Annotated in this window: 31 protein-coding genes and 2 pseudogenes; 17 read left to right on the forward strand and 16 right to left on the reverse strand. The window is 44.4% G+C overall.

The genetic code is table 11. The annotated features are described in order from the left end of the window. Window positions 1-66 precede the first annotated feature (66 nt). The 10 genes from R7O12_RS10710 (at window position 67) to R7O12_RS10755 (ending at window position 4,626) form a co-directional block, all read left to right on the forward strand. Entirely contained in the window at window positions 67-531 is a 465-nt protein-coding gene (locus R7O12_RS10710) for a hypothetical protein (protein ID WP_318125809.1), read from the forward strand. Between the two features lie 2 nt (window positions 532-533). After that, entirely contained in the window at window positions 534-1,262 is a 729-nt protein-coding gene (locus R7O12_RS10715; protein ID WP_048626743.1) for a VRR-NUC domain-containing protein, read from the forward strand. Window positions 1,263-1,288: 26 nt separating this feature from the next. Then, complete coding sequence (locus tag R7O12_RS10720; RefSeq protein ID WP_017634077.1) at window positions 1,289-1,987, forward strand: hypothetical protein; 699 nt, start codon at window positions 1,289-1,291, stop codon at window positions 1,985-1,987. Window positions 1,988-2,166: 179 nt separating this feature from the next. Continuing rightward, window positions 2,167-2,367 carry a hypothetical protein gene (locus R7O12_RS10725; RefSeq protein ID WP_318125810.1) on the forward strand — a complete coding sequence of 67 codons (201 nt, stop codon included), beginning with the start codon at window positions 2,167-2,169 and terminating at the stop codon, window positions 2,365-2,367. Next, window positions 2,346-2,669, forward strand: a complete 324-nt coding sequence (locus R7O12_RS10730) for an HU family DNA-binding protein (RefSeq protein ID WP_052484255.1) — start codon at window positions 2,346-2,348, stop codon at window positions 2,667-2,669. The genes R7O12_RS10725 and R7O12_RS10730 overlap by 22 nt, the downstream gene beginning before the upstream one ends. Further along, window positions 2,669-2,965 carry an HU family DNA-binding protein gene (locus tag R7O12_RS10735; protein WP_318125811.1) on the forward strand — a complete coding sequence of 99 codons (297 nt, stop codon included), beginning with the start codon at window positions 2,669-2,671 and terminating at the stop codon, window positions 2,963-2,965. The genes R7O12_RS10730 and R7O12_RS10735 overlap by 1 nt, the downstream gene beginning before the upstream one ends. Then, a complete protein-coding gene (locus R7O12_RS10740) occupies window positions 2,958-3,200 on the forward strand; it encodes a hypothetical protein (RefSeq protein WP_017634081.1) in 243 nt (80 codons plus the stop codon). The genes R7O12_RS10735 and R7O12_RS10740 overlap by 8 nt, the downstream gene beginning before the upstream one ends. Further along, entirely contained in the window at window positions 3,178-3,816 is a 639-nt protein-coding gene (locus R7O12_RS10745) for a DNA N-6-adenine-methyltransferase (protein WP_318072520.1), read from the forward strand. Before R7O12_RS10740 ends, R7O12_RS10745 begins: the two co-directional genes overlap by 23 nt. Before the next feature lie 14 nt (window positions 3,817-3,830). Further along, window positions 3,831-4,316: a hypothetical protein gene (locus tag R7O12_RS10750; RefSeq protein WP_318072521.1), complete on the forward strand. Its 486-nt coding sequence runs from the start codon at window positions 3,831-3,833 to the stop codon at window positions 4,314-4,316. Beyond that, complete coding sequence (locus tag R7O12_RS10755) at window positions 4,309-4,626, forward strand: hypothetical protein (RefSeq protein WP_318125812.1); 318 nt, start codon at window positions 4,309-4,311, stop codon at window positions 4,624-4,626. Before R7O12_RS10750 ends, R7O12_RS10755 begins: the two co-directional genes overlap by 8 nt. Before the next feature lie 172 nt (window positions 4,627-4,798). On the opposite strand, the gene R7O12_RS10760 is transcribed toward R7O12_RS10755, so the two are convergent. From R7O12_RS10760 to R7O12_RS10775, 4 genes are all read right to left on the reverse strand, one after another. Further along, entirely contained in the window at window positions 4,799-5,560 is a 762-nt protein-coding gene (locus R7O12_RS10760; RefSeq protein WP_258685831.1) for a hypothetical protein, read from the reverse strand. Between the two features lie 105 nt (window positions 5,561-5,665). Next, window positions 5,666-6,313 (reverse strand): hypothetical protein, encoded by a 648-nt coding sequence (locus R7O12_RS10765; protein ID WP_318125813.1) that lies wholly within the window; start codon window positions 6,311-6,313, stop codon window positions 5,666-5,668. Between the two features lie 563 nt (window positions 6,314-6,876). Next, entirely contained in the window at window positions 6,877-7,392 is a 516-nt protein-coding gene (locus R7O12_RS10770; RefSeq protein ID WP_318125814.1) for a metal-dependent hydrolase, read from the reverse strand. Then, window positions 7,389-7,784, reverse strand: coding sequence for a hypothetical protein (locus R7O12_RS10775; protein ID WP_213868149.1), 396 nt, complete (start codon window positions 7,782-7,784; stop codon window positions 7,389-7,391). Before R7O12_RS10775 ends, R7O12_RS10770 begins: the two co-directional genes overlap by 4 nt. A 309-nt stretch (window positions 7,785-8,093) precedes the next feature. Here R7O12_RS10775 and R7O12_RS10780 point away from each other — a divergent pair, with 309 nt between their 5' ends. Beyond that, window positions 8,094-9,488 carry a hypothetical protein gene (locus tag R7O12_RS10780; protein WP_318125815.1) on the forward strand — a complete coding sequence of 465 codons (1,395 nt, stop codon included), beginning with the start codon at window positions 8,094-8,096 and terminating at the stop codon, window positions 9,486-9,488. Further along, on the forward strand, window positions 9,481-10,977 hold the full coding sequence (locus tag R7O12_RS10785) for a terminase (protein WP_318125816.1): 1,497 nt from the start codon (window positions 9,481-9,483) through the stop codon (window positions 10,975-10,977). The genes R7O12_RS10780 and R7O12_RS10785 overlap by 8 nt, the downstream gene beginning before the upstream one ends. A gap of 108 nt (window positions 10,978-11,085) precedes the next feature. On the opposite strand, the gene R7O12_RS10790 is transcribed toward R7O12_RS10785, so the two are convergent. Next, window positions 11,086-11,973, reverse strand: coding sequence for a hypothetical protein (locus R7O12_RS10790; protein ID WP_318125817.1), 888 nt, complete (start codon window positions 11,971-11,973; stop codon window positions 11,086-11,088). 1,045 nt (window positions 11,974-13,018) lie between these two features. Between R7O12_RS10790 and R7O12_RS10795 the strand changes: the two genes are divergently transcribed. The 5 genes from R7O12_RS10795 to R7O12_RS10815 all read left to right on the forward strand — a co-directional run bounded on the left by R7O12_RS10795 (window position 13,019) and on the right by R7O12_RS10815 (window position 15,692). Next, on the forward strand, window positions 13,019-13,477 hold the full coding sequence (locus R7O12_RS10795) for a hypothetical protein (protein ID WP_318125818.1): 459 nt from the start codon (window positions 13,019-13,021) through the stop codon (window positions 13,475-13,477). Continuing rightward, complete coding sequence (locus R7O12_RS10800) at window positions 13,477-14,106, forward strand: tyrosine-type recombinase/integrase (protein ID WP_161441108.1); 630 nt, start codon at window positions 13,477-13,479, stop codon at window positions 14,104-14,106. The genes R7O12_RS10795 and R7O12_RS10800 overlap by 1 nt, the downstream gene beginning before the upstream one ends. A gap of 309 nt (window positions 14,107-14,415) precedes the next feature. Continuing rightward, window positions 14,416-14,937: a Fe3+-citrate ABC transporter substrate-binding protein gene (locus tag R7O12_RS10805; RefSeq protein WP_318125819.1), complete on the forward strand. Its 522-nt coding sequence runs from the start codon at window positions 14,416-14,418 to the stop codon at window positions 14,935-14,937. Between the two features lie 125 nt (window positions 14,938-15,062). Then, entirely contained in the window at window positions 15,063-15,308 is a 246-nt protein-coding gene (locus R7O12_RS10810) for a hypothetical protein (RefSeq protein WP_318125820.1), read from the forward strand. Between the two features lie 144 nt (window positions 15,309-15,452). Then, window positions 15,453-15,692 carry a hypothetical protein gene (locus R7O12_RS10815; RefSeq protein ID WP_282137023.1) on the forward strand — a complete coding sequence of 80 codons (240 nt, stop codon included), beginning with the start codon at window positions 15,453-15,455 and terminating at the stop codon, window positions 15,690-15,692. A gap of 531 nt (window positions 15,693-16,223) precedes the next feature. Here the strand turns inward: R7O12_RS10815 and R7O12_RS10820 are convergent. The 11 genes and pseudogenes from R7O12_RS10820 to R7O12_RS10870 form a co-directional block, all read right to left on the reverse strand. Beyond that, window positions 16,224-16,600 (reverse strand): annotated as a pseudogene (locus R7O12_RS10820) (helix-turn-helix domain-containing protein); the annotation flags it as partial. A gap of 125 nt (window positions 16,601-16,725) precedes the next feature. Beyond that, window positions 16,726-17,183, reverse strand: a pseudogene (locus R7O12_RS10825) (hypothetical protein); the annotation flags it as partial. 82 nt (window positions 17,184-17,265) lie between these two features. Further along, window positions 17,266-17,916: an OmpA family protein gene (locus tag R7O12_RS10830; protein WP_318125821.1), complete on the reverse strand. Its 651-nt coding sequence runs from the start codon at window positions 17,914-17,916 to the stop codon at window positions 17,266-17,268. 8 nt (window positions 17,917-17,924) lie between these two features. Continuing rightward, window positions 17,925-19,472 (reverse strand): TadE/TadG family type IV pilus assembly protein, encoded by a 1,548-nt coding sequence (locus tag R7O12_RS10835; protein WP_318125822.1) that lies wholly within the window; start codon window positions 19,470-19,472, stop codon window positions 17,925-17,927. A 4-nt stretch (window positions 19,473-19,476) separates the two neighbouring features. Then, window positions 19,477-20,037 (reverse strand): tight adherence pilus pseudopilin TadF, encoded by a 561-nt coding sequence (gene tadF / locus R7O12_RS10840; RefSeq protein WP_318125823.1) that lies wholly within the window; start codon window positions 20,035-20,037, stop codon window positions 19,477-19,479. Continuing rightward, window positions 20,024-20,506, reverse strand: coding sequence for a pilus assembly protein (locus tag R7O12_RS10845; protein ID WP_318125824.1), 483 nt, complete (start codon window positions 20,504-20,506; stop codon window positions 20,024-20,026). Before R7O12_RS10845 ends, tadF begins: the two co-directional genes overlap by 14 nt. 2 nt (window positions 20,507-20,508) lie before the next feature. Further along, the gene (locus tag R7O12_RS10850; protein WP_318125825.1) at window positions 20,509-21,231 is read right to left on the reverse strand and encodes a tetratricopeptide repeat protein; all 723 of its coding nucleotides are present in this window, start codon (window positions 21,229-21,231) and stop codon (window positions 20,509-20,511) included. A gap of 11 nt (window positions 21,232-21,242) precedes the next feature. Then, a complete protein-coding gene (locus R7O12_RS10855; RefSeq protein WP_318125826.1) occupies window positions 21,243-22,085 on the reverse strand; it encodes a type II secretion system F family protein in 843 nt (280 codons plus the stop codon). After that, window positions 22,082-22,984: a type II secretion system F family protein gene (locus R7O12_RS10860; protein ID WP_213907413.1), complete on the reverse strand. Its 903-nt coding sequence runs from the start codon at window positions 22,982-22,984 to the stop codon at window positions 22,082-22,084. The genes R7O12_RS10855 and R7O12_RS10860 overlap by 4 nt, the downstream gene beginning before the upstream one ends. Before the next feature lies 1 nt (window position 22,985). Next, window positions 22,986-24,257, reverse strand: a complete 1,272-nt coding sequence (locus R7O12_RS10865; RefSeq protein WP_005452328.1) for a CpaF family protein — start codon at window positions 24,255-24,257, stop codon at window positions 22,986-22,988. Beyond that, complete coding sequence (locus tag R7O12_RS10870) at window positions 24,254-25,495, reverse strand: CpaE family protein (protein WP_213907414.1); 1,242 nt, start codon at window positions 25,493-25,495, stop codon at window positions 24,254-24,256. The genes R7O12_RS10865 and R7O12_RS10870 overlap by 4 nt, the downstream gene beginning before the upstream one ends. Window position 25,496: the final 1 nt, after the last annotated feature.

Raw genomic sequence — 25,496 nt, forward strand, 5'->3', positions numbered from 1 at the left:
TGAAACATTTAGATGACGTTAGGCCGCCTTGCCAAGCAGCGTGAGGCGGCAAAAAAGAGGTACAAAGTGGCTAACGTTAACGACTCCAATATCATTTCCCGCCTGTTATCTATTCCTGAGTGTTATCAGCTCGATTTCTTTGTTCGCAGTGCGCCAGCTATCCAAGACGACTCAACCTATTGGGACGTACTTGGAACGCTATGGAAAGCGCAAGGCTCGCACCAACATCAATGTGTGTGGTCGTCCCTGTTTACGTGCCCGAGACGCAACAAGCACAAGGTGATGAAATCGTCAGAGCGCAAGGCGTTCGCCAAGCTACCCAAGGTGATCACGGCCTACCGAGCTATCAATGACGAATCCGAAATCGAAACCGCACTTTGTTGGACGCTATCTGAGGACATTGCTAAGCGTGTTTTCTCGCAAGGTGACCGCCGCAAAGTGGTAGCTAAGCAATTCACCAAGGACGAGGTATTTGCCTACATTAACCGCCGTAAGGAACAAGAGATTTTAGTAACACAAGGGCTTATCTAGTTATGGCCAAGGCACCACGATTCGATCACTCTTTCCTCGCAAACCAAGTCGCTAAGCGCAAGAAGTGGAAAAGCAAAGGCGTGAAAGCTGGCCACGGCGGCGACTTCAATATCGATGCAGCACTTAACGAGATTAACCGTTCTGTTAATCACATCATCAATCCGGCATCGATAAACGTCCCTAATACCGCGCTGGTGGATAAGTCGGAACTACCAGCTTGGCTCATCCGTATTCTTGAGAAAGACAATGACGTTGCGCGCGCTGCAACACAGAAGAAAGTGGAACTGGATTCACCACACAAAACGCGCCTAGCACAAGGGATTAAGCGCCCGAAAGAGTTTAACGACACGAAACTGGCCGAACACTGGTTACAGGTGCGTTTGTTCTACACGTTAGAGACGCAGTACAAGGACATTTACCCGCTGGTTTTCTCAATCCCTAATGGTGGCTACCGAACACCTAAAGCGGCTTCGATGATGAGCTATGAGGGACAAAAGAAAGGTGTGCCAGATATATTTTTTCCTATCCCGAGAGGGGTGTATCACGGGTTCTTTTTGGAGGTAAAAACGGAAAAAGGTCGCCCAAGTAAGGAACAACAGGAAAAGATAAAAATGTTCCAAAATCTAGGGTATTACGTGGTTGTGGCTAAGGGGTTTGATGAGTGCATTTGTCAAATTAATAGCTATCTCCAATTGCCAACATTTGATAACAAAACTAGACTAGCCGCATAAGTATATAAAAAGGGCTTAGTTATCTCATGTTAGCGAGTGAATATCACAGCATTGGCCAAAAGCCAGTTGATTTAGACGTGTTAGAAGCAACAAAGGTAGTCCGTAACTTCCTATGCGATTACCTTTACTATGACAAGTTGTTGCTAAGCTATGCTCCCGCAGGGGAATTTGGTAGCGCTCAAGCGTATCGCTGGCTTACTGGTGGTCATATTTGTGACTACGATGCTACTGGCGACACAATTGCACCAAGAGAGAAGATCAACTATCGAGTCATTAGAATGCTATTCGATGCTGGTCTAATCAAAGTAAAAACCAACATCCGAACGCCACATACTCGCTGCGTTATCTTTGAATGGGTTCGAGACATTAAGAAATATCGTCGTGAAATCCTCCGTACTAAAATCTTTGGCGAGAATGTTTACCTCACTAGCGCAATGATTGATGCTACAGCGGCACAATATGGTCTGACCGTGACGTTTGTCGGTGCGAGAGGGGTCTTTGAGATATTGGATGGTAATGGCAACTCAATCCCGAACGGCCAAGCCAAGAACACCTACATATTCATGAACAGTGTTGGTGAGCCAGTAGGCCGACTACGTGATATGTCCTATTGGGAATGGGAACAATACTTATACGACACAGCGACACGCGCCAAGCTGCGCAAAACGCCTCTCAAAGTTCGTGATGGCATGCGCAGCCACTTTTCGGAGTTCAAACGAGCTTAATCAAATCCTTGATCATCTTTCCACAAATGCCGCCTATATGGGCGGTGTTTTTTTGTATTAAAAACAGAAATCGTGTTCGGAATATTTACGGCGTGTTCGGAATGGTTATAATCGTCTCATGGCAGGACGTAAACCCAAGAAGAACGCCTTAACCCCTCAGCAGCGCTGGAATCGTCATCTTGCCAAGATGGCTAGGTTTGACATTAAACGTCAATACTATCGCGCCACAACGAGAGCAAATTAGGCGACTCCAAATAGAACTTGGCTGTAGCAGTCGAGAAGAACTGGTTCTTTATGCCATCAATCTTCTAGGCCAACAGCACGGAATTTATCTGAAAGATATTCAAGAGGACTTAGCGTGTCTAAACAAAAAGCCGTAGGTAAGCACGAACTGATCTCAGCAATGAAAAAAGAAACGGGCGCATTACGTGAAGAATGCGAGCTGGTTTTTGATGCCTTTATCGAAGAAATCTCAACTCAAACCATGATTGAGGGCAATGCTGTATTGCTTAGTGGTTTCGGCACGTTCGCACCTCGCCTTAAGAAAGCGCGAGCTGGCCGTAATCCAAAAACGGGAGCGCCAGCGATTGTAGCTGCGCGAGACAAGCTGACTTTTAGTGCATCGGATGTATTCCGCGATGAGCTGGCAAACAAGGTAAACGAGATCAAGGGGGCACATTAATGAGCACACGCTTAAACCGAACTGACATTGAAAGAAACATTTCTAAACGCCTTGGCTTAAAGCTTACTGGTGATGATGCAGAGCTGGTGGGCGATTGTCTGGACGCAATGATCAATCACATTCTGGTTGAGATTGCGAAAGGTCGTGAGGTGCAAATTCGAGGCTTTGGCCGTTTCCGTCACATAGAGCGTGAACGCACAACCATTAATCCGGCGACGAAAGAGCGCTTAGGTGTCAAAACCGAGCACAGCGTAATGTTCTCTGCTTACAAGGGCATGGTACGCGTCCATGAATGATAGCAAGGCAATTGGGCTACGTGTCTTTATCGGCTCTGTTCGACTACTGGCCATAACCATTGTGTTAGCGCTGGTGGCTGTTGTCGGTATTGGCACATACAGCTTTTATGGATTGGTGGTCTATCCAAAGATAGAGCGAGTGAAGATTGATTTGGACGCAGAACGCATCGAGCGCATTACGGTAGCGGCCAAGAGTGGGGAGAAGTCAGAGAATGGCGCACCTAGTCAAAAGTAAGACCGTCGAGGGCGCAAAGAACAAATGGGCGACTCGTTGGGATTGTTTCTTTGATGCTCAATTCCTCTTTCGACGTGATACCGGAAAAGAGTTTGTTTTAGATGTGGCCGCCGAGCCACAAACCGCCAAGGTGAACCGCTTCTACGTGGCTCCTGACTGGATTAACGAACAGCCGAGTGGATTCCCAAGCCTAAAGCCAAAACACAAGGCCGCGCAGCTCCTAAACCCTGTTTGTGTTGGGTTCGATGGCCTACAAGGCGAATGGGAAGATGGCTGGTGGTGCAATCCTCCGTTCGACCTTAAGTTTGAGTTTCTGGAAAAGGCGCTAGAACAAGCCAGAAAAGGTCGTGACGGCATGATGCTGTTACCACATGAAGAACTCACAACGTGGTGGCTGGACTTGGTTGAGGGCTACGCCACGATGATTTACAAGCCGGATGGTCGTTACCCGTTCTATGAGACAGATGGACACACCAAAAAGCAAGGTGTGAACTTCGGCAGTGCATTAGTGCTCTTTACCGAGAAAGGTCTACAAACACCATCCATGCGCTTTAACCGTAAGGTAGGCAGAACGTACCTTACTGGTATCTATGAGCAAATCGCTAAAGTGGCTTAAGGGAGTGAGTCACTATGAGCATTCAATATCAGGGTCAATCGATGAGCGTGTACCGTCTCGCTCAGTTAACTGGCTATCCAATGACTTCCCTTTATCGCGCGTATCACAAAGGACTACGAACCGGAGAGGAACTACTGGCCGAGGCTACCAAGCACCTTGTGACCTACCAAGGCAAGGTAATGACCGCAAGACAGCTATGCGCCGCTACCGACACCAGTTACCGCAGAGTGCTAAGACGCCTTAAGGCTGGTGTACCCGCTGAAAAGGCCGTAAAGGACAACGTAGACCGCCGAGGAAAGAACTGCGCATCCAAGTTATCCCCTAGTGAAGTTCTACGCATCTACGAGCTGTTATTCACTAAACAGGTATGCCAACACACGCTAGCCGAGGAATATGGCGTTCACCAGTCCACGATTAGCGACATATGGCGACATAAACGTTGGGGATGGCTTACTGCTCCGCTTCGATACCAGTTAGAGGGGAAAGCAAGCAATGAGTAAGACAGGAAAGACAAGAGCCTATGTATTCACGCTTAAGGTGAAGAAAGCTCGCCTAGTGACGGTGCTTAGATTCAAACACCAATGGTTAGCCTACATGGCCATTAAGCATCTGAAAAAGCGATTCTGGTTTGCTGACCTACAGTTTAGGCACATCACGACTCTTAATGCGCTCTGGTACTTGTTTTTGATAAAGATTGGCTACTATGAAACGCTCAAGAAAGCCACCAGCAAAAAGCGACAGAAACAATCTTTAAATGGGCAAAAATCACAAAATAAAATGCAAACTAATATTGTGATGTGTTCGGAATGAGTTTAGTATTATTCCCATAGGACAGTGACGGATACGACTTCCTATACGGTGCGCTTGTTTAATAAGGTTGTGCAAGCGTTGTAGGGTAAAACCTACAGGCTCCCAAAGAGGGCAAAGGGTTGATCTTCGAAAGAGGGTCAGCCCTTTGTTCTTAGTTGTGGGGTAAATGCTATCAATTAATGGGTAGCCAATCTAACCGATACGCAAGAAAGCCAATGGCTAAGACACCGCTAAGTATTGGTAGAATAAAGTCCAAAATCAACCATCTGACAGACTGGCTGATTAGCATCTTTGAAAACCATGAATCAAAGTAATGCATAGAAGCGTCAATTCTAAGATTATTGAGGTGAGAGTACAGTTTATCTTGTGATGACTTGACTTCATTTAGTTTTCTGAGAATCTCTTGAACGTCATTGCTTTTTAGATGCTCGCTACTAAAGGCCTTGTCTTCGAGGTTAATCCATATAGAGTTATGGCGCTCAAATTCCTCGTCCAGACTGAATCTTTGTTCGAGCATCCATACATAGAAAGTTGAGTCTTCCTGCTTGCCGCCGTGATCAAAAGAATCAAACTGACTACCAAAACGCATTCCAGAATTACCTCTAGATGCTTTTGGGGTTGTGCCCGTTAGTCTTACTCTCCAATACATCAACTTATTACTTACTAGCCATATGTAGTGGAGTAGTTCATACACTACAACTAACAGTAATATGATGTATACGCTATCAACAGTTAAGTTCTCAAACGAGAGACCAAAAAACTTCGAGTCGGGTGTGGGGATTAACTTTAGATAAGTGGTGCCAAACACAATCATAGAGGCAAAAAGTAGATTTCGTCGGATTTTCTCTTCGTAATCTGTTACCTCTAATGGAAACGGGCTACCCATCAGATCTTCGATCTTGGTTATCCTTTCATCGCTCATATTTTTCTTCATGGTTTACCATTCTATAAGTGTGGAAGTGTGACTCTGGTCGACTGACTACAAAAATTATTGACTTGATGCATGCGGGGTATAGGAACGCAACTAACAGCATGGCTTCTAAAGGGACGTTCTAACATCCTTAACTATCTTAAGATAGCGCTTAACGTGCTGGCGATAGTCATCGTAGATCTTAAGAAACTCGGCCATATCACTAGTAAGTTGTTGCCCCTTTTCTTCGACGTTATGCTCACTTTCATCAATGTCTTTAGCGAGGATCGTTAATCGTTGGTAGTTTGATAGGCCAGTGAGAAAGCTATTGCTCATAGCTGCGCATACAGAGGAATATTCCAGTTCTTTAAAGGCTCTGGCTCCCTCACTGGACAAGCCATTAAGAATGTCTTCGTGTAGGCGTTGATAGCGCTCACGATATGGATGCAAGATTTTTAATGGGATTTGCAAAGCTGCCGTGTTGCTTAGTGTCGTTAAGCTATCTTTAGAGAGGGAGTTCTCAGTAAAATCTTCAAGCATAGTCTTCAACATGCTCTCAAACTCAGAAAGCTGACTGTAGGTGTTCTTATAGTGAAACTCATCACGCCATTCCCCTACAGATTGACGCGCCAGATAGGCGGCGTATGCAGCACCAAACCCACCAAGCAATGTGCCTATGGATGTAATGACATTTATAAATGAAGTTGAGACTTGGATGTGAAAGCCAAAAATCAGTCCTACTAACACTAAGGCTGCTATCCCTATAAAAATAGGCATAAGGATTCCCTGTTTATTATGATTAGCGGTAAAGGATACCTCAGTTAATATGCCATTGATAACATACGTGCTTCAAAGTGGGTGGTTGGTAATACTTGTTTTTGTTTGTGATGGTAAAAAATACTTGAACTAAGAATTCCGAACGGATAAATTTATTTGTACGCGAGTTACATTAGTTGCCATTGTGACGACCGTGTTTCCTTTAAAATCTTAGACAGCTGATCTCAAGCGCCCTTGGTTACACCATTGGCGCTTTTTTCTTGATTTTTCAGGGTGAGCATCAATATAATTGCCTTGTTTTCGTGTGAAGCGTACAGCTTCGGCGAGTGATTCAAAGAAGGTTTGCAAAAGAGAGTCAAAGAGCTGGTAGAAATACTGGCTCTTTTTTATGTGTCGTGTTTCAATCTATTGAAAAGGCGTTTTGAGTGTCCTATATTTGCCTCGCTCGCAAGAAAATGGACGTGGATACTCCAAAATATAGATGGCCAATTGATTGGTTATTGAATTACCTGTTATTGACAACTCCTCAAAATCAAAAGGCCACGGTAAAACGCGGCATTTTTTTATGTAAAAAACGCCATTTTTAACAAGTATATTCGGAATGAAAAAGGCCGTAAAAAGCCAACTAAAATACATGCTACCGAGAAAATGAATACGCATGTGATTCGCTGGTGGCTTCCCGAGGCGAACAGATTCAAGCAGTACCTATCAAACGGGGTAAAAATCGGCACTGGTTGGCGGTTTAGCACATCCCCAAGCCAATGCGACACACAGCCACATCCAAATCCACACAGAATCGCACCTAGAATCGTGCTGGTGGCTTTTAACGCCTCAATTGGTATGAATGTATCCCCTATCGCCAAATGATAGCCATAAGCCGTTACAGCGAGCCATATTGAAAGGATGTGGGTGTAAGTTCGGTGCGGGATTCTGTCAAATTCAAGCCAGTCCGGTGCGCTCGAACCGCTTAAGCAACCAAGAAATGCCAGGATTGAATGCAGTGGTGTTGTGTCTGCCATTAAGGCGAGAGGAACGGGCGCAAAGCACAGTGCGCCCCAAGCGTGTCCAGTTCGGTTCATTCAGCTTCGCATCGAGCGCAATACGCATAGACGATAGCACTCATCGCTATGGTTCGATTGCGGTAGTTGGTGGCCAATTTCTCAAACGTCTTTGCAACTTCGGGGTCAATCCAAGGACTGATTTGGCGTGTCCCTACTAGGTCTCCCTCGATTACTTCGGGGTGCTTTTCTGGTAGTTGGTTTGGATCGGTGTTGTTGATGGCCAACTGATACAGCTCGGTCAGGGTAATCCCGTTCTGTTCGCATTGTTCGCATGCTTTTGCGTGAGCAAGGCGTGAAATTCGCACTTGAAGTAGCGCTAATCCCTTTTCCCGTTGGCGGGTTCTAAACATGGCTTGTCGTGCTTTGGTTTTGGCTTTGTGTCTGAATTTGATGCGCTCGGGTGCTTTCAAGGGGGTATTCCTTTCGTCACGTAGCGCGTTGTCTTGGGTATGGGGGAAAGGTGGCTAGTGAGATAACGCAGCCAATTACTATATCGTGCCGCAGAATCAATTGTACATGAGTAGCGTTACTCACTAGCTGGCCATGATTATATGCAGAAAATCGTTACTGTAAATACTATTTAATGTCGCGTTATAAAATTTTATCTTTAAAACCTTATTGACAATAAAATGATTGTTTTAAATGTTCTCGTTCGTATTGTTGTTACCTGTTTAAACTCTGTATTATTCCGAACGTAACAAGATGAATGGGGTTTAACCGTGTCCGGCAAGATTGACTATCAGGCTCACCAACAGCAGTTTTGGGAGCAGTTAGAGAAGCAGCCGACTTTGACGCTGGCCGAGTATTGCGAAGCCAACGGATTGAAGTACGGCACCGCTAAGCGATATATAAAACGGCCAGCCAAAACGGGCGGCAAGTTCCAACCGTCCGTTATGCCAAAAATCAAAGCGAAAAAGACCAGTCAGGGCAATGACTGGCATTCCCTTTTGAAAGAATTTCTCGTGCGTGGCGCTCAAAACCCAACGCTCACGATGGCCGCTTTTGCGAAAGATAAAGGGGTGAACGGTGCGACATTGCGCCGCCAGTTTAATTCCATGCGATCGCTGCCCGAGTTTGATCGATTATTTGATCTTTACGATGAGCAATTAGCGAAATTTCAAGAAGCGAAAAACGACAAGAAGAAAAAAAGAGCTGATAAATCAAAGCCCAAAGAAGCGGGGGCAACTGCGCAAGCGCAAAGTGCGCAAGGCGATCGCGCGAAAACAGGGGGGATTGGATCACTGCGCAAGCCGCGATCAGTTGAGGGACTTTCGCAGTATTCCAGTGCTCAAGTGGGTCGCCCTGTTGTGCATGGTGGTTATGCCCGTAGTGCGGGTATTACTGGCGAAATCATGGATATTCTCATGGATACCGATCCGCTTTCGGTTTGCAACGAACTGATTATTGCCCGTTCGCAGTATTACCGAATGAATGAGACGTTAGCTAAACGCCTTAAAGAGATCGATGAAATGGAAGAAAGCGGAGACATTCCGCTCGATGACGAAAACCAGCCAGTAGACATAAACGCCATGCGTGACCGTCTCATCTTTGGCTATGGCACCAGATTGCGTGAACTGGAATTAAGTATTTCCACGATGGCCAAACAAGAGGCCAAGCGCTATATCGATTTGCGTAAACAGGAATACGCTGAATTGATGATGCCACACTTACTGCCAGCGGAAGAAACCAGCCTAGTAATAGAAATGCTTTCTCTGCGCACTAAGAACAACTGGACAGCCGTAGAGACGTGTCAGCAAATCGAGAAGTTAGGCGCACGTCCACCAGCAACGCTATTGCATGAAGCTAAAGTAGAGCTAGCGAACCTAGAACCAGAAGTAGACGACACTGGTATCAGTGAGCAAGAGCTGGATGAGCTGTTTGATGACTACACGTTAGAGCAGATTGAGCAGCAAGATAACTGGCTACCTGCGCGCAAAGAAGAAGTAAACCGACGAATCAAAGAAGCCGAAGACCTAGAGAACGGCGTAGAACCTACCCTATCCCCATCCCAAATACAAAACGAAGCCGCTAAAGATCAAGCCTATGATGACCTCGATAACGAGGGAGTGTCGGGGTTTGACGATGTAGACAGCTTCGAGGTACTTGGTGGCTAGACGAATACAGAGCGTAACACAAGATCCCCGTTACCCTGCCCTAGTTAAGCGGTATCGCTATGACTGGAAACGCCTCGCTGTTGAGCTAGTCGGTAAGAAGCCGAGCTGGCAGCAGCGCAAAATCATTGATAGTGCTCAGCGTATTGGTGCGCGAACGACTGTCAGCTCTGGCCACGGTACAGGCAAGTCAGACATGACCAGTATCATGATCATTGCTTTCATGCTCTGCTTCCCCAATGCGCGTGTTGTGCTGGTGGCGAACAACGCGAGACAGGTACAAATCGGTGTATGGAAGTACCTAAAATCCAACTGGAACACGCTCTTACAAAAGCATGGTTGGTTACAGCAATACTTCACCATTACCGAGACAGCCTTTTTTGAAAACTCAGCAAAAGGTATCTGGCAAACCAGTGCTAAATCGTGCCGAATTGGTAACGAGGAAGCGCTAGCGGGTGAACACGCTAAACACTTGTTTGTTATTGTCGATGAGGCGTCAGGCGTCTCTGACAAGGCTTTTGGTGTGTTAGCGGGTGCATTGACCGAGAAAGATAACCGAATGCTGTTATTGAGCCAGCCAACGCGCCCTAGCGGCTATTTCTACGATACGCATCACCGATTAGCCGAGCCTAGTGGTCGATGGCGAGCCATCCGGCTTAACTCCGAGGAATCGCCGTTCGTAACCGTGGAATTTATCCTCGATAAGCGATTGGAGTATGGCGGTCGAGAGGCACCGGAATACCTGATTAAAGTACGTGGGGAGTTCCCAAGTTCCATTGCTGGCATGCTGCTTAGTCGGGATGCACTGGACAAAAGCGCAAGGCTCAACCTCGATATGCCCGATGGTTGGGGTTGGGCTGCGCTGGTGGACGTGGGTAATGGTCGTGACCGCTCGATACTCAATATCTGCAAGGTTTGGGGTCAACGCATGGAGCGCATCGTTAAGAGCGTGAAATTGCTTGAACAACCAAGCACGGTCGATCCGGTTCGGTTCGCTGACATTATCCATGCAGAGTGTAGTGAGGACTTGTACCCAAACATCACGATAGCAGTGGATAGTGACGGCGTAGGTTATGACACAGCGACTTGCTTAGAACGCTACGGACGGCGCGTACAGCGCATTCGTTGGGGTAAGAAGATGCACTCCACCAGCGATAAGCAGCGTTTCTTTAACCAGCGTGCGTATGCCAACGTTATGGCTCGGGATGCTATAAACCAAGGCCGCATGCAGATAGATAAGAACGTCAAGACGGCAGAACAAGGCAGTAAAATACCTTGTGCAATCAACGAGTCAGGCCAATGGGTAATGATGCCAAAACCGATGATGAAAGAGAAAATGAACATCCCATCACCTGACCGTTGGGATACATACTGCTTTTCTCAATTGGTAGATTATGTGCCGCACGAAATGGAAGTAACAGAGAGCATGCTAGAGTCTCGCAGTTCCGTAGAACAATGGGTACTGGAAGCGCTTGAATCGGACGATGCTTAATTCCGTTGGTGTCAACATATAAAAGTAATATGAAAAGGTGGCGATACCGCTAAATATCGCCACCAAATCACCAATCAAAGCGGAACAACAATAATTTAGCTTAAAACCTTAGTTCACTAATCCATCGAACTGCGAACGTGCTTTGCTTTCGTTCTTGCTTCTAAGCTCTTTTCTGGCTTCACGAATAGCGTCAACTTCGCTTTCTATATACATATTAGCGTTAGGGTATAGTACCGACTTAAAAGCATTCGCTTCATCGAATATCGAACGTCCCTCTGTGGTGTTGTTTGTGATTAGCACATCGTGATCTTTACAAGAGCGATGCCTAATTAGAACAAGGCCACCAGCGTTAACGTGAACCTTTTTAGCTACGCGAGAAATGCCGCCATTGTTGCCATCATAGGTATGGATAATAGCGACAATGTCATTGTGTTCTTGACCGCGCTTTCTAAACTCAACGTCTGCATTGTCTTTGAAGTATTTCAATTCATTCAATGCAGTGTTTTTATTGTTAATGAGCTGTTCTTTCTCATCTTCTGGAAGATCGTAGGAGAGTTTACGGTCGAGGTCGCGTAGGTATGCTTCAAGTCTTTTGGCTAGACGTGCACCAGTGACTTTCTGGCTGCTAGCTGCTTTATTAATTGTGATGTTAACGCGACGGACGTTCTCAATTACGGTCGTCTCTTTAAATGAGTTAGATGAGCTGTTGAAGTATTGAGGTGCGCGCTCTAAAAGCTCTTTATTGGCTGATTTCGCGGCCTCAATATACTCAAGTAAACGAGTGGTCGGATTACCACGTTTTACTACAGCTACGATGCGATCATTGAATAGTCCACTATCTTCCTTGCCATCTATTTGTTCGGAAAAAGTCGCGCGGTGCTTCAAGGCACGTTTTAGGCGCGCATCTGCCGTTTGTTTGTTTGCAAGTAATTGATTAAGTGTTTCTATATCAATAGCTTTTATATCTTTAATTTCAGTATTTTTTTTATTAATCATGGTGAACGGTTGCTCCAAATTACATTGGAGGATAAAGGTTACACTCCATCCCTGAGCGTATGCGAGTAACGAAAAACCCTACCTTTATCCTTGATGCGTAGCATACCGTTTTTGTGTTCGGAATTAAATAAAAAACGAACAGAAGAACGTTATAAGTGTTGCTTTTTAAGCTGAGAAGTGATCTCGAACGAAGTTTAATACGTCATCACGTTCAATAGATGAATTGCATAGTGCGTTCGGATGCGATTGGATAAGATGCATCATGCAGATGTCGGTCGCGTCATCGAGGAACGAGCTGCTAAATACATCTAGGGACAGGTCACATTGATCTAGTATTTCGAGTGGGATTAATTGATTTAACGTGCAATGCATATCTATATCTCTTAAGCCAATTGACTGGATAGCCAATACGTATATAGCTCTGATTTGGAAAGAGTTTAGGGGATTCTCACCAACGGAGCTGATGTTCGCGGAGTATTATGAGACTGTGATCTTTGATTGTCTAGATATGCAAAATAATGCAAACATATCGTTACTGGCGTTTAGGTTTTTATAACGTGACCTATACCGCATAATCATTGCGGGTATGCATATCCGTTCGTGTCGCGTGACGGTGTAACCCCGTCGCTATATTTCCTCAGACGGGTAATTGTCGTGGTTTGTTTTTAAAAACACCCTTTTAGTTTCATTTCTACCTAGAACTGAAACTAACTTATTCAATGTTTTGTCGGTGTCTATTGCTACCAAAATACATAAAAACCAATAAAAACAACAACTTAATAATTCCTTTGGGTTGCTTTCCAATCCTGGAATTTTGTGTGTAAAACCTTAGATATTCCTATGGAATATTTAAAAGAAATGACTTTTTGCTGGTGGCTTTCTATACGCTATTGCGCTATTTATCAAAAGCCGATTAATCGACCACTTTTGGTACTCTTTATTACTAAAGAGATTCTATTCCGAACATGGTTGAAAAATATATTCCTTTGGAATATATTGTATTCCGAGTAAACAATCAGATATTGCCAAAAAGGAATCAGCAAAAATGTTTAAAAAAAATGAATTGTTGTCGCTTTCTGAGGATTGGGCAAGCAAACGAAGTGCCATCCAAGAGTGTCACCACGACCTTATTCTTATCTCTTTGGATGAGCTAATTAATGAATGTGGAGGCCAAGAACAAGCCGCCGCCGTCATTCGCAATTTCTACGGCTTCCCCTGTGTGCAAGGCACGATCAGCAAAGCTCGAAAAGGTAATAATGCGTTAAAGATTCGCTCTCAGCTTCGCTTCGCCATCAACACAATTAAAGAGCCTCAAAGCGTCCAAGCGCAAACCAAGATGATCAACCACTTTGGCCGATTGCCTGTTCACCACGACTTCGTGCGTGTCGATGACGAACTAGGCTTATTCTTGGGATTTAGCTTGTTATCTCGAACACTGCAAATCCAAGTGTTCGTTGGTGGCGAGTTTAAGACGGTTAGTGCTAATGATGTGGAGTTGATCTAATGGCTGCTTTCCCTGCGCGTGACTTAGACGAGTTGGAAAAAATAATCCGTTTAATGGATGACATTAACCCACTTATCTCTATGATGATTGAAATGGAGGTGCGTACAGGTTTACGTTACTGTGACATTTCGAAGTTAAAATTCAGCGATGTGATGATAAATGGCGTGATTCGGTCGTCATTTACCATTGTTCAATCAAAAGGCTTTAAAGGCCGTATGACCCGAGGTAAGAGCGAAAAAGCCGCCAAAGAGGCCGCTCGAATTACTATTCACGTTAATGCCGAACTGGAAGAACTGATTAAACGTATCTACCTACACAATGGCCACAATGAGCTGATGTTTCAATCCAATCACCACTTAGCCAAAAAGGGCAATGCTATCAGTATCCAGTACATCAACCGAGCGTATAAGCGCATAGCGATGGAGTTGAGGCTGCCATACCAGCTATCAACACACTCGATGCGAAAAATGTATGCCATGCTACTACTTGAAAAGAAAGCCTCTTTGAAAGTGATTAAGGACGCGCTTGGTCATTCTAGTGTTGCCGTGACTGACCACTACTTAAGAACGTTCCATGACGAAGCGAAAGAGTACACAACAGGCATTTCATTAAAACCAAAGACGCAATAACGGGAGGGAAAATTATGTGCAAAGCTCTAATGGACGCGAACTTACGAGTGAACGAATTTAAGCTTCGACAACAGGAACTTTCCCGAAAGCCAATTCCGAATGAGCTTAAACCAAAGGTAAGAGAATTAATAAAAAAAGGGTTCAGCAAAAAGGCAATCAAGCTGGTGCTTGGTTGCAGCTATGATGACCTAAAGACTATCAATCTGTCGCATTAATTAGGAATATAAATAATATAGTTACGCTGTAACGTTATTCATTTAGCCAAGAAAGGGCAGCAACGGCCAGTTAAATCCAACCGAAAGGAATCGTATGTTTTGTTTTTTTGAGGGTAAAAGAGTGTCAGAGTGTCGTAACGCTTATGCTTATTTCGTATCTAACACAGGCTATCGATTCATCACCAAGAAAAAGACCTGTTACGCAGTTAGTGTGCCTAAGCCGGAGGGGGGTTATATACGTCGTTCTGTCGGGTTTGTTCGCATTGGTGAAAAGAAAGGGCTACGCAAGGCAACCAAAATACGTAACCAAATCGGAAAGGAACTATGGGGACGTTGTTGGGATCGCGTTCGTAAGCAATTCAACTTACTGGCGCGTTTGCCAAAAAGTCTAGACCCACGGCTAACTACCATCGATGGCAAGCAATACTATGTAGCACGGTACACCAAGTACGATGAGAGAAACCAAAAGCACGAGCATTACATCAAGGTGAGCGTGAATGCTAACGGAAAATTAGCGGCATGGACAATTGCAAAGAGAAAGTTACTCAATGCTCACAGCGATGTAATGGACGTATTGTTACACATTGAAAAGGTCAGCAGCGTACAGCTCAAATAGTTTTGCTGCCGCTTATTCAAATTCCGAACATGACTTATAAATCTAAACCCTATGGTTAGAATCTACTCCTAGTATAAAACGTGACGTTTTAAACATACAAAAACGACGAGTTTGCATCATGGCACATGATTACACCGATTAAATTATGTGAGTTCAAACGGCTGGTGGAACATGGCCACCAGCTCAACATCGTCGCTCAGCAGCAAGCAAGCGGCAGTTTTTCTCTTATTGTCATCGATAGCACTACCGATGACATAAAAGCCTACTCAGTAAGCTACGCGCGCGACGATAAGCCTCGCTCAGTGGATGCGATCGCGGGTTTAAAACGACTAATTCCTTTATCGGATGTTGATGGTAATGAAGATGATTAACTGGCCAGCAATAGGACTGACCGTATTGATAGCCATTGGGATGGCCTACGTGTTTGAAGCGCTGAAACTACCTAGATTCTTGCGCTTTGTTATTACTTTTTGCCTTGTTTTCTATATGTCAGACACGATTTTCAAGGGGTTGATGTGACCAATAATCTAATCACAAATACAGAGAGTTACTTTGCCATGGCCTGTATTAAGCACAATCCTAAACGTCGCGTTCTGTTTGTATGTTCAGTCCAGGATAAGTACGAATATTTATCCCTGATTGAAGATTGCCTAATGGTAGAGAAAATCGTTAAACATAGTGGTGAGGTTTACCTTAAGAACGCCAATACATGTGACCGACCATCGATCATGTTTCAACACTACCGCAATGGTTGAGAGGAAGCGCTAGCGGGTTGGTGTTTACATAACTTTAAGATCATCGTTGACGAATCCTACTTAACCGATAAGGCCAAACAGGTGCTAATGGCCACAATCACCAATGATGATAACGCCCTGATAGTGACAGGGGCGACTTGCACCAAGAATGCAAACCACTTTGAATACATACCATGCGAAAAACAAACATTACTTCCCGCAATTCATTCCGAATATTTGGCCTTATAACGGTTAACTTTGGCAAAAGTGGCTTTACTAGCGTCTCAATCGGTGGGCGCTGGTTAACGCTCAATATTGGCCGTAGAGGCGCTCTCAAGCAATTAGTGCTGGTGGCGAAATCAGAATCAACGGCAAGGTCTATAAGGGCAGTTCAGTCTCGATAGATAACGATGGCCGTGTCTTTGTGGATGGCAAGCTACAAGAGTGTACTAATTCAGACCTGATCTGACAGTTACCCACTTTTCGACTCGGTGCCTGTCAGATTATATCTGGGCTAAATTCTTTTCTGCCCAGATTGATTTCGCATCCTCTAATGTCTCTATTGGCGTTCTGTCTTTCTAAGGCAATAAGGCGTTTTTTGAAGTTTTCTAAGTCATTACGAAACCAGATTGAACGAACGCCACTAGGAGAGATAAACACACCAAGTTTACGCAGTTCATTTCTTGTTCTGACTTAACCATGTGCGGGGAAGTCGAAGGCATACTTGAGAACTGCTTGTTCAGTTTCACTATCGACACGATTCTTCAGATTTAGTGTTCTACGGCTTTGATTAATCAGAGCATCGATACCACCAGTTTCAACTAACTCTTGATAACGATAGAAAGTGTCTCTTGATACACCCATGACCTTGCAGGCTTTTGATATACAAGAGCTTTGTGTTTGATGATTGGGTTGCTAGTATGAAGCATGAGAGTTCCTCTTATTGTCTTTGATTACGGATTCAGTACCTTTAATCAAAGTGGGTAGCTCTCTTCTTTTCAAATTGAAGTGTTAGATCTAGTCGGAACTAATACACTTAAAGAGCTGTGTGGCCTTCAGCTAGTGGCATACCCATCTCTTCCAGTCCCACAAAGACATCTATGGTCGGATAAAACTCTCTTTTATCTGTTTTCTGCAAGCGTTCTACTTTGCCATTCAAGTGACGTGATCCAGGCTTGCTGGGCTAAACTTGATTCCATAAATCATGAGTGGTTTATAAGACTCCCCCAGCGAAAGAGTTCACGCTCTCTGTCCGTCTTACATACGCAGGATAGGAAATGGCACCTCCGATTGTAAGCACCACGCCCTAAATTGCGTTTCTCACGCATCGTAAGAATTAATACTCTCAGCTCATCAATGACTTTGGTGCTTGGAGATAAATGAGGGCATTCGCTATGGTTTTCCAAACCAGCTGCGCCACACTGCTTAATCGCTTAGTCCACTTGCGTATATTGGTCTGTAAATACTACAGAGTCACCATATGAGGCTTGAATCACCAAATTCTTCATACATTTTTACCCGTAGTAGCCTTTACAGAGTTTCTCTATCCATAAACATCTAATATAGTTGAAAATATGTCTATGAATCACCCATTTTACTCTTTTGTTTTCATTGTGTTTTGTTTGGAAATCCATATCTCAGAGCGTCTATTTTTTGCTCTTCCTTCTTCCGTTAAATTAGATGCAATAGGTTGATTCTCACCGAATGATTTAACAACAATACGATTTTTATCCACTCCATCAATGATTAAACCAACAGACGTAGCCTTCGCTCTCTTGAATCCTAAGACCTGATTATAACCTTCAGAACCCTTGCTATCAGTATGCCCATCTACTGTAATTGAACTATTGTTAATCTTAAGTGACTTAGCAAGCTGCCCTAGGGCTTTTCTACCCATTGGTGTTAAATTAGACTGGTCAAAACCAAAGTGTAACCGAGCGACTAAGCCATCATCTCGAGACTTGTTGTTTTGATTGCTAATCCATGTTGTACAGCCTGTTTGATTCACCCCTAGTTTTGATTTGCCAGCCAATGCTTGTTTGAGACCTCTACTGTTAGACTTTTGCTCTATTTGCAAGAAGCCCTGTCGATGTTGAGCAAATCCGACAACGTTATCCACTTTAATACTATGTTGGTATTCGTTGAAGGTATTGTCGCAATAAACGCTAATCCCCTCTTCTGCCTTAACTATCAGGCTAAACGGCAACGTCGAGATAGCGAATGCACCAATGACTAACTTTTTCATATTTTCCTCTAGTACAACTTAGTTATTCCGCTTGTTTTTGAGCCTTTTCGGATGAGTTCTTCTATCTTTTCAATCAATTCATCTAAGTTAGATACATCAATGATGTCTTCACTTGGATTAACAACACAGTCTTGAAAACCACTTTGCTGAGATGCACGAAAATCGATACCAATGACACCGATGTACAAGCCCGGAATTTCTGTTCTGGCTTTGTCACACATCTTAGTGTCTACTAACCCTTTTAGAATACCGTTGTTAGGGCTTTCCTGCCCGTCACTCAAAATCAACAACATCTTGATTTTCTTGTTGTAATCTTGCTGCGCTTCTTCATCTGAACTCTTGGGGTCTCCATCATGGAGAATCTGAGATCCTCTTAATATGCCTTGAAACGCAGCAGTACCGCCGTCTGCCTGCATCGATCTAATCGAGCTCAGGTCTGAAAGTTTGTTCGTTAATCGAATATTATAGAATTGTGATGAATTCGAAGAACCATGAGCGTTAAACAATCGGGTTCCACTTACGCCATAGAAATTAGGCTTTAAACGTGATTTGTCAGTAAACATCGTCGATACTGAAGTAGGTAAATCAACATAATTGTAGACATCAGCCACGGCGTATCTATCTGAGTAGATAACGTCACGAATGCGTTTAGCATATTGACTATTTGCCCACTTAGGAAATGGGCAGTATCTTTGCCGCTCCGCGCAATAGATTACCTGGTCTTGTGAATAAGTACGCCAGTAATCCCAATCGATATCGTTGTAGCTATAAGGTGACAAATAAGGATTGTAACGGTTCTTGTAACTTAGTTGGCTTGTCGCATTGGCTCTATTGCCTGCCACAATTTCCCTGGTTCGAACGTTAAATGGTACAAAACCAACTCGGTTAAGCAGTTTGTCCCCAGTTGTGTCTTCTCCAGGCTCATCACAAACGTCTTTCCACTCTCCGTCAACGAAGTCTTGACGAATTTTTTTACAAAGAATCTTGTTCGATATCTGAGCGATCGCTGTTTTCAAGTCGTAAATTTTTTTGTTCCAACTTGGCCCCCACCTATCATTCATTGAGCCAGAAAAGTCCGAGACGAAAACGATATCAATGTTGTTATCCCCGAGGTACGCGGGATACTTTCTTGCTAGCGATCGTCCGGCTAACTCCTGCTGCTTATCAAACGATGGTATAAAGCTGCTTGCAAACCAAGAGTCATGCGTTGTTCTGGCGTTCACTGTGTATTGGATATACTCAAGAATATCAGTAGTCATGTCTTCCGCCTGATAAAAACGTTGAGCAGAAAGATTGATTGACTTGATATCTCTCACATAGTTTTCGACATACTTCGTTGCCAGGTCACGGGCTGAACCCGGTTGGTCCTCTATCGTTACGGCCATTGCCGCAGCTTCCGCTGAGTCCCTTAATCGGCTCGACTCCTGAACGTAACGAGTGCCCTCAACAGCCCAAAAAGTGACGCCCATAATAGGCACGAGCAACAAGCCCATCCATACAGCAGCGACGCCCTTTTGTTGTTGGAGACTTCGATGCTGATATTGCTGCATTCGCATTTCACTATCTCCCTGGCATTATTGAAGAAGAGCCAACTTTCACGGTTGTGCCGGTACCGCCATTAAAGAACGGCTTGAACCAAGAGCTTTGCTCCTCACAAAGGCTGACGCGGTACAATGGATACACCACGCCCTTTTCCACCGGAGCCAAATCTGCGTGTGCAAGTATTGAATCCGTTTTGCAATTTAGTCTGTTGTATTTACTGCTGGTAAATACCGCTATATTCACTTTATTGGTCAATGACTCTATTTTGATAGCCACATCGTTTGGGGACGAGCCGAGCATTCGACTCGCGATTTTGGACAAGTCTTCTAAATCAGCACTGGTCACCACTAGGTTTTTCCCACCTAACACGTCGCCCTCAAAGTAACGCGAACGCTCTTTGATTATATTCACCAACGCAAAGCTAGAACGATCAAGCTTGGCTCGTAAAAGCAACTGATAGCTCAAGTCCGCAGCAAAAAGGTAAACACCCCATAACGCTGTAAGAATGAACACCAGCTCAACCATAAATGAGCCTTTTTGGTGTTTTGGAGAACATACACCTTGTTTACGGAGCGTCATTTTTCCACCCCTCATGCTCTAAGTTCAGTACCATTGTGCTTGAGATATCTCGATCTGCTGCACCGGCAAGTTTTATGATCGGAGAGTAACGATAAGTGACCGTTATCTCCGCTAAGTTGTAGTTAAAGTTCAAGCCCTCATCCGAATATCCTCTATTCGCAATGAAGTCATCATAGGTTTTGTAGTAACGACCTTTGATAGAAAATCGCGAGCTATCGATTAAGAAATGCCACAAGTTACCATCAGCTTCGATCAGAGATTTAAACTTGTCCTCGTACTGCTGATTTATGCCTTTGCCCTCGTAAATCTTGGTGTTTCGTATAGTTTCTCGAAGAGAATATTCCGTCATGTTCACAACATAGATTTGGTAACTCGACTCAAAGATGGCAAAAGTGGCAAAGAACATAACGAGCGCGCCCATTACGAATTCGATCGCCGTTACCCCTTTTTGTTTAGAAAGTAATTTCATCATTAACTCCTAGATTGAGTTAATTCGACGGCGATACTGTGGAGCTCTTGATCCGAAAAGTCATCTTTGAGTAGTTTCTTTGCCGCATCCATTTGCTGCGCTTTCATAAGGGCAATCGCTAGGTTCGCCTTCACTACTGTATTTTCCGGATTATCTTTTAGTACTGGTATAAGTGTTTCGATGGCTTGCTCGTATTCACCATTTGCCATATGAATCATCGCGATGTTGTTCTTGATCGCGACATCGTCATAACCACGCAAACGCGCCCTGTTCAGCTCTTGATAGGCCTCTTCGTATTTACCTAACTTCGCGTATGATACACCCAGTAATACATGGATTTGTCCCGATTTATTACCCGTTTTAATGGAAGATAAATACGCCTCTACCGCGCTATTAGCGTCGTTTTTTTCATCAAAAACTTGTCCTTCTAACTGGTACAAGTCAGGGTTATCTACCCCCTCTTTTTGCAAATGCTGAACATAAAAGTCTGCCGACTCGATATCTCCTTTTTGGAAATACGCCCATGCCAGCTTTTCTTTCACTTCTGGGTCTTGTGAGCCCTGCTCTAGCTGGGATTTGTAGTGAGAGATTAAGCCATCGTAGTTTTTCACCTTTTCCATGCTCGCGACGTCATATTGTAGCTGACTCTGTTGCGCAGATGTCGATTGACAACCTGCCAACACACCTAGCGCTAACAAAACGAGAGAAATACGTTTTTCAATCACTGGTTACTCTCTTAAATATTTAATGTCATTTGCATGATTCCTGGTGCAAGAATCAGAATAACGATCGGGAACATGATGAAGAGGATCAGCGGGACACTCATCTTAGCGGAAAGTTTTCCTACCTTTTCCTCAACGGTCAGGATTTGCACTTTTCGCATGTCTTCAGCGAGATCGCTCAACACCTGCGCTACTGATGTACCGTACTGCAAGTTTTGAATGATCGTCAGTACGAAGCTTCGTATCGGTGGCGTTGGAATACGATCACTCAGATCATTTAGCGCTTTTTCTAACCCGTGGATTTTTGCCGCATCTGAGGTACGTTTAATTTGATAACAAAGGTCAGAGTCAAACTCAGCCAATTCTTTACTCAGATAAATCAATGCCGCCTCAATCGTCATACCGGTCTGCACGCAAACCGACATCATGTCCAGCAAGTACGGCAATTGAGATGACATCTTAAAAATCAACATTTTGCGTCGCATTTGAAGCAAAGTATCCGGCAAGACAATCACGCCAATAAGCGTAAAAGTAATGATGATTAGCTGATTATTTGCTGTCATATCCAACAGCAACACCAATCCTGTAATAACCACGAGCACTGCTAATTTGGCAGGGAAGTAAAACTTCGCCCACTCAGTGTTGTAATAGCCGGCCTCGATCAGTTTTTGTTCCAGTTCATGTCGGTGTTCTTTACCGAAACGAACAAAAAAACGGTTAACTCGGGAAGGCGCACGTACGGAATTTCCACCAATATAAAGGGCGGCTTTTTTGCGTCGTTGTTCTATACGAAGCGATTCGAAAATCAAGAAAAGCAACGAAACAAACAGCACTATAAGGGCAATCAATAGCATCATGCGCGTACTCCTCTGACTAACAACCAAACAATGAACAAGCCAAATAACTCACTGCCAAGTACATAAAACAACACGATACGACCAGAAGGGTCATACAAGACGAAATTGACGTTGTCAGGGTTTACATAGTTAAGAATGATCATGAAAATCAACGGAATTGCCGCAACAATCTTGGCAGAAATTCGCGCTTCAGACGTCATGGCCATCTTCTTTTTCTCTAGGGTTCTTGCGTCCACCAAAACTCGAATAAGTCTTGCTAGTACGCCTTTCAGCTGACCGCCTCGCGCAATATTTGCTCTAAGGGTTACAGTGAAAAACAGAAACTCTGGGTAAGGGTAGTTTTTACACGAACGTTGAAGTACCACTTCTGGAGACTCACCCAACTTAAGTCGGTCCCCCATCAGTTTAAACTCGCGCCCAACCGAGTTATCCATCACCTCGCCAACATAACTGATGGCTTGCATTAAGCTGTCACCCGCGGTTACCGCACTCATCAGAATGTTTAGCGCATCAGGGAAAGTGTTTTCAAAATCACGTCGCCTTCTTGTCACTAGGTAGCGGTAACCCATAATGGTAAACACCAAAGACAAGCCTACGATCAACCCGGTATTCGTCATCAACAACAGCTTAACCACGACGTACCAAGAGGCGATGAGACTCGCCGTGATATACAAAGCGATATACAGCGATGAACGTGGTCCAAGTACTTTTAGTGTTGGAGAAATAGACTCTTTGAACTTTTGCCAACTTTGTTTTCGTACCAGTGATTTTACGTTGATAGCATTGAAGTTTTCCGCTTCAGCTTCTTCGATGTTGAAAAACTGATCGACCTTTTTGACCTTTGAGTCTCTGACCAAAAGCAGTACGAACGCAAAGAGGATAAGTGAGAGCCAAAGCATGTTATATCCCCTTAAACGATGCCATCAGCTCGTCATACAGCCCGAAGAATTGGGCTTTCTTTACAAGCTCAGATCGTTGCATGATGCCGCTGGTTACGAAGTCACCTTTAACGGTTTCTCCAAAATGTGCATCGTCATAACGGAAACGGTAGATCTCTTCCATCACCACACTATCGCCTTCCAAGCCGACGATTTCAGAGATACTGGTGATCTTACGAGACCCATCGCGCAGTCGGTTAACCTGGACAATCATTTGCACAGCGCTGACGATGGTTCTTCGAATCGCATCAAGCGGCTGGTTTAAGTTCGCCATCATGACCATCGATTCCACACGCGCAATCGCATCTCTCGGTGTGTTGGCGTGCAGTGTAGACATAGAACCATCGTGTCCCGTGTTCATGGCCTGCAACATTTCAAACGCTTCAGAGCCACGACACTCACCAAGAATGATTCGGTCTGGACGCATACGAAGTGCGTTAATCACCAAATCACGCTGCGTCACCGCCCCAGTCTGCTCAACGCTCGAAGTTCGCGTTTCCAATCGAACCAAGTTAGGTTGTTGCAAGCGTAATTCCGCCGCATCCTCTATGGTGACAATACGCTCATCTTCAGCGATGTATTGAGACAATGCGTTAAGCAGCGTCGTCTTACCTGAGCCCGTACCGCCAGAAATCAGCACATTCATTCGACAACGAGACGCAATCATCAGCACTCTCGCCATGTCAGGAGACATAGAACCAAAACCAATCAAATCTTCAAAGCCGATGTTCTGCTCTCTGAATTTACGTATTGAAATCGAGGTCCCATCCAACGCAATGGGTGGGATAACGATATTCACACGGCTGCCATCTTCAAGTCTGGCATCAACCGTTGGAGACAGTTCATCAACACGTCGTCCAACACGCGAAGCAATGCGTTTAGCAATTGCTAACAACTGCTCTTCGTTGACAAAAGACACCTCTGACTTTTGGACTTTACCGTGCCTTTCAAAAAAGATGTTGTTAGGTCCATTTACCATGATGTCGGAGATAGACTGATCTTCAACCAAAGGCTGCAATGGACCTAAGCCAAACAGTTCATCAATTAAGCTTTTCACCAAGCCTGACTTCATCATCGAAGTGATCGGACGTTGGTAGCTGTTTGCAAGAAGATCAACAGCGGCTTGGATTTGAGCCTCTAAGTCTCGGCGGCTCATTTTCTGAACCGCTTCAGCATCTAGTGCTTCAAATATTTGCCCGCGAAACGCGAGGTATAAGTCTTTATTCGAACTCATTTAGCACGCACCCTCTTCAACCAAGATCCCATGCCTTTTTGATCAACAGGTTGACCATTAATCAGCTTGACCAGTAGTTCCATAGAACGGTTAATATGACGATCGTGCTTATGACCTCGTTTGCCATCAATAATGATGTGCGACAACGACTTGCAGTACCCCACTTCGAGATCAACATCCGCACCTAAGTATTTGGTAAGGTCAGGACGTTGTAATACATACGCGTTTTCCGGACGGTGATAATTCACCAACGTAATCACACGAGTTCGGGACGATAATGTGAGCTGTAAATTGGAAATTTTCTCAAACAGTCGTTTGGCACTTCTTACGGAAGAAACCGACGCATCCAAAACCAGCACTACCACATCAAAGTTTTCTACCAAGAGTTGAGGTTCAACTTTGAAGTCCACACCGCCCGAGAAGTCTTCAATAATGAAGTTCGTGTTTCGAGCTAAAAGATCACAGAGCGTCTGGTTATAGTTGAGAATATCGCTTTGACTCATGTCGCCATCGATAGCCAACAGACGCAGATTTTTTCGCGCGTTAAACAGGTAGCTAAGTGCTCCCTCTTCATCCATTTCATGCAAGGGAGCAGTAAACTCATCGATACCGCGCGGTTTAAAATCTTTCAGTCCCAATAAAACATCTATGTTGGTATCTGCGTATTGGTGATCAACCAAAATAGTATCGGAACCTTGAGTGGATAGTAACGAACTCAATTCAGTAGTAATGAATGATGCACCAACACCACCTTTTGAACCCACCACTGCTACACGCTTCGCCTTACGCTTCTGGCTAACACCGGAGAACGTCTTCAAGTTCTTACTAACATGGTTTAAGAAGTCTGCGAACTCTTGTTTGTTCACCGGCCAAAAGACGTAGTAAAAGCCCATGTCTTTGAGGGAACGAAGCGTCGAAATTGCATCTTCTTTACCAATGACCACGACACCTTTGTGTGTTGGTAGTTTGCTAGCGAAAGACTTAGCATCTTCAACGACGTTGTTCGATTCGTTCAGTTCAAGGATAACAATATGACTGCTATGTTGTTCCGTCAGCTTGGTTAAGCCAGCGTTAGCTCTTACACATTCTGGGTCATTCCAACCTTCGAATCGAAACACTTCCTGAACAAGGTTTAAACACTCTTGTGATTGATAAAACAACGTACATCCAACAACACCTGTCGTCGAAGACTGTGCCGGTTTTGCTTTCGTTGTTAATGCTTTAGTTAAATCAAACATT

Source organism: Vibrio sp. Vb1574 (genome assembly GCF_033338675.1).

Bases quoted from the DNA above. Each gene is read 5' to 3' on its own strand.
- R7O12_RS10715 (WP_048626743.1), top strand. From the start codon at position 534: ATGGCCAAGGCACCACGATTCGATCACTCTTTCCTCGCAAACCAAGTC.
- R7O12_RS10720 (WP_017634077.1), top strand. From the start codon at position 1,289: ATGTTAGCGAGTGAATATCACAGCATTGGCCAAAAGCCAGTTGATTTA.
- R7O12_RS10735 (WP_318125811.1), top strand. From the start codon at position 2,669: ATGAGCACACGCTTAAACCGAACTGACATTGAAAGAAACATTTCTAAA.
- R7O12_RS10740 (WP_017634081.1), top strand. From the start codon at position 2,958: ATGAATGATAGCAAGGCAATTGGGCTACGTGTCTTTATCGGCTCTGTT.
- R7O12_RS10745 (WP_318072520.1), top strand. From the start codon at position 3,178: ATGGCGCACCTAGTCAAAAGTAAGACCGTCGAGGGCGCAAAGAACAAA.
- R7O12_RS10750 (WP_318072521.1), top strand. From the start codon at position 3,831: ATGAGCATTCAATATCAGGGTCAATCGATGAGCGTGTACCGTCTCGCT.
- R7O12_RS10755 (WP_318125812.1), top strand. From the start codon at position 4,309: ATGAGTAAGACAGGAAAGACAAGAGCCTATGTATTCACGCTTAAGGTG.
- R7O12_RS10760 (WP_258685831.1), bottom strand. From the start codon at position 5,560: ATGAAGAAAAATATGAGCGATGAAAGGATAACCAAGATCGAAGATCTG.
- R7O12_RS10765 (WP_318125813.1), bottom strand. From the start codon at position 6,313: ATGCCTATTTTTATAGGGATAGCAGCCTTAGTGTTAGTAGGACTGATT.
- R7O12_RS10770 (WP_318125814.1), bottom strand. From the start codon at position 7,392: ATGAACCGAACTGGACACGCTTGGGGCGCACTGTGCTTTGCGCCCGTT.
- R7O12_RS10790 (WP_318125817.1), bottom strand. From the start codon at position 11,973: ATGATTAATAAAAAAAATACTGAAATTAAAGATATAAAAGCTATTGAT.
- R7O12_RS10795 (WP_318125818.1), top strand. From the start codon at position 13,019: ATGTTTAAAAAAAATGAATTGTTGTCGCTTTCTGAGGATTGGGCAAGC.
- R7O12_RS10800 (WP_161441108.1), top strand. From the start codon at position 13,477: ATGGCTGCTTTCCCTGCGCGTGACTTAGACGAGTTGGAAAAAATAATC.
- R7O12_RS10805 (WP_318125819.1), top strand. From the start codon at position 14,416: ATGTTTTGTTTTTTTGAGGGTAAAAGAGTGTCAGAGTGTCGTAACGCT.
- R7O12_RS10810 (WP_318125820.1), top strand. From the start codon at position 15,063: ATGATTACACCGATTAAATTATGTGAGTTCAAACGGCTGGTGGAACAT.
- R7O12_RS10830 (WP_318125821.1), bottom strand. From the start codon at position 17,916: ATGAAAAAGTTAGTCATTGGTGCATTCGCTATCTCGACGTTGCCGTTT.
- R7O12_RS10835 (WP_318125822.1), bottom strand. From the start codon at position 19,472: ATGCGAATGCAGCAATATCAGCATCGAAGTCTCCAACAACAAAAGGGC.
- tadF (WP_318125823.1), bottom strand. From the start codon at position 20,037: ATGACGCTCCGTAAACAAGGTGTATGTTCTCCAAAACACCAAAAAGGC.
- R7O12_RS10845 (WP_318125824.1), bottom strand. From the start codon at position 20,506: ATGAAATTACTTTCTAAACAAAAAGGGGTAACGGCGATCGAATTCGTA.
- R7O12_RS10855 (WP_318125826.1), bottom strand. From the start codon at position 22,085: ATGATGCTATTGATTGCCCTTATAGTGCTGTTTGTTTCGTTGCTTTTC.
- R7O12_RS10860 (WP_213907413.1), bottom strand. From the start codon at position 22,984: ATGCTTTGGCTCTCACTTATCCTCTTTGCGTTCGTACTGCTTTTGGTC.
- R7O12_RS10865 (WP_005452328.1), bottom strand. From the start codon at position 24,257: ATGAGTTCGAATAAAGACTTATACCTCGCGTTTCGCGGGCAAATATTT.
- R7O12_RS10870 (WP_213907414.1), bottom strand. From the start codon at position 25,495: ATGTTTGATTTAACTAAAGCATTAACAACGAAAGCAAAACCGGCACAG.